Annotated in this window: 2 rRNA genes (1 of these 2 cut by a window edge); both read right to left on the reverse strand. The window is 53.0% G+C overall.

The annotated features are described in order from the left end of the window. Window positions 1-26: 26 nt before the first annotated feature. Window positions 27-141: ribosomal RNA gene (rrf, locus tag AC13C8_RS00290) — 5S ribosomal RNA — on the reverse strand. A gap of 133 nt (window positions 142-274) precedes the next feature. Further along, window positions 275-2,500, reverse strand: a 23S ribosomal RNA gene (locus AC13C8_RS00295) (it continues 612 nt past the right edge of the window).

Raw genomic sequence — 2,500 nt, forward strand, 5'->3', positions numbered from 1 at the left:
TTGAGAGAATGTTGGCTTTTTACTAGGTTTGGCGGTGACCTACTCTCCCACGTCTTGAGACGCAGTACCATTGGCGCGACAGTGCTTAACTTCCGAGTTCGGGATGGGATCGGGTGTTTCACTTGTGCTGTGACCACCAAACCGAGTAAAAAGCCATTTATTTGGGCGACCGCCTCGGGCTGCTTGAGCCTGATTTGGTGTTCCAAATATCCAAGTCAGTACACTTAGGTGTGTATGCTTTTGATAGATCAGTAGGGTTTGACTTCTACTGGATCAAATCAAGCCTATCGGACAATTAGTACCGGTCAACTGAACGCATTGCTGCGCTTACATCTCCGGCCTATCGACGTGGTAGTCTTCCACGGTCCTCAGGGATACCTTGTTTTGAGGGGGGCTTCCCGCTTAGATGCCTTCAGCGGTTATCCTGTCCGAACATAGCTACCCAGCACTGCCGTTGGCACGACAACTGGTCCACCAGTGGTTCGTTCACCCCGGTCCTCTCGTACTAGGGGCAACTCCTCTCAAGTATCCTACACCCACGGCAGATAGGGACCGAACTGTCTCACGACGTTCTAAACCCAGCTCACGTACCTCTTTAAATGGCGAACAGCCATACCCTTGGGACCTGCTCCAGCCCCAGGATGAGATGAGCCGACATCGAGGTGCCAAACACTGCCGTCGATATGGACTCTTGGGCAGTATCAGCCTGTTATCCCCGGCGTACCTTTTATCCGTTGAGCGATGGCCCTTCCACTCGGGACCACCGGATCACTATGGCCGTCTTTCGACTCTGCTCGACTTGTCAGTCTCGCAGTCAGGCTGGCTTCTGCCATTGCACTCAACGAGCGATTTCCGACCGCTCTGAGCCAACCTTCGCGCGCCTCCGTTACTCTTTAGGAGGCGACCGCCCCAGTCAAACTACCCGCCACGCAGGGTCCCGGATCCGGATAACGGACCGCGGTTAGACATCAAGCAGAACAAGGGTGGTATCTCAAAGGAGGCTCCACAGGAACTGGCGTCCCTGCTTCAAAGCCCACCACCTATTCTGCACATGTTGTGCCTGATGCCAGTGCGAAGCTGTAGTAAAGGTGCACGGGGTCTTTCCGTCTAACCGCGGGAAGCCTGCATCTTGACAGGCAATTCAATTTCGCTGAGTCGATGTTGGAGACAGCGGGGAAGTCGTTACGCCATTCGTGCAGGTCGGAACTTACCCGACAAGGAATTTCGCTACCTTAGGACCGTTATAGTTACGGCCGCCGTTTACCGGGGCTTCAATTCGGTGCTTGCACACCTCCTTTTAACCTTCCGGCACCGGGCAGGCGTCAGACCCTATACGTCGTCTTGCGACTTCGCAGAGCCCTGTGTTTTTAGTAAACAGTCGCCACCCCCTGGTTTGTGCCCCCAGTCAATACTTGCGTAGAAACTGGGCCTCCTTCTCGCGAACTTACGGAGGTATTTTGCCGAGTTCCTTCAACATCGTTCTCTCAAGCGCCTTGGTATGCTCTACCTATCCACCTGTGTCGGTTTAGGGTACGATCTAACAGAGGGGCTATTTCCAGGAACCTCTCAGCAGCCCATTCAATCCGATAAGGATGAACTACCTTCGAGATCCGTCACCACCTCATGGCCCAGGAATATTAACCTGGTTCCCATCGACTACGCCTTTCGGCCTCGCCTTAGGGGTCGGCTTACCCTGCTCAGATTAGCTTTAAGCAGGAACCCTTGGATTTTCGGCGACAGGGTCTCTCACCCTGTTTGTCGCTACTCATGTCATCATTCTCACTAGTGATCTCTCCACCGGATCCCTCACAGGCCGGCTTCACAGAAAGCTCCAATCCTCAAACATGCCCGAAGACATTAATGAGGAACGGAACTATGTCACACTACGCTCTGCTACCGCATGCACAAAGTGCACACCCTAAGCTTCGGCTCATGGCTTGAGCCCCGGTACATCTTCGCCGCAAGACAACTTAAATTAGACCAGTGAGCTGTTACGCTATCTTTAAAGGATGGCTGCTTCTAAGCCAACCTCCTGGTTGTTTTGGTCGTCTCACCTGCTTTCCCACTTAGCCATGAATTAGGGGCCTTAGCTGTAGGTCAGGGTTGTTTCCCTCTCCACAACGGACGTTAGCATCCGCTGTGTGTCTGCCATATAGTACTTCTCGGTATTCGGAGTTTGATTAGGATCAGTAAGGCTGTAGGCCCCCATTACCCATTCAGTGCTCTACCCCCGAGAGTATTCGTATGACGCTCTACCTAAATAGATTTCGCAGAGAACCAGCTATCTCCGAGTTTGATTGGCCTTTCACCCCTAGGCACAGCTCATCCCGATCTTTTTCAACAGATGTGGGTTCGGTCCTCCAGTGCGTGTTACCGCACCTTCAACCTGGCCATGCCTAGATCACTCGGTTTCGGGTCTGATCCACCTAACTCATGCGCCCTATTAAGACTCGCTTTCGCTGCGCCTACACCTAACGGCTTAAGCTTGCTAGATAGACCA

This window comes from Aliiroseovarius sp. B-4 (assembly GCF_056857795.1).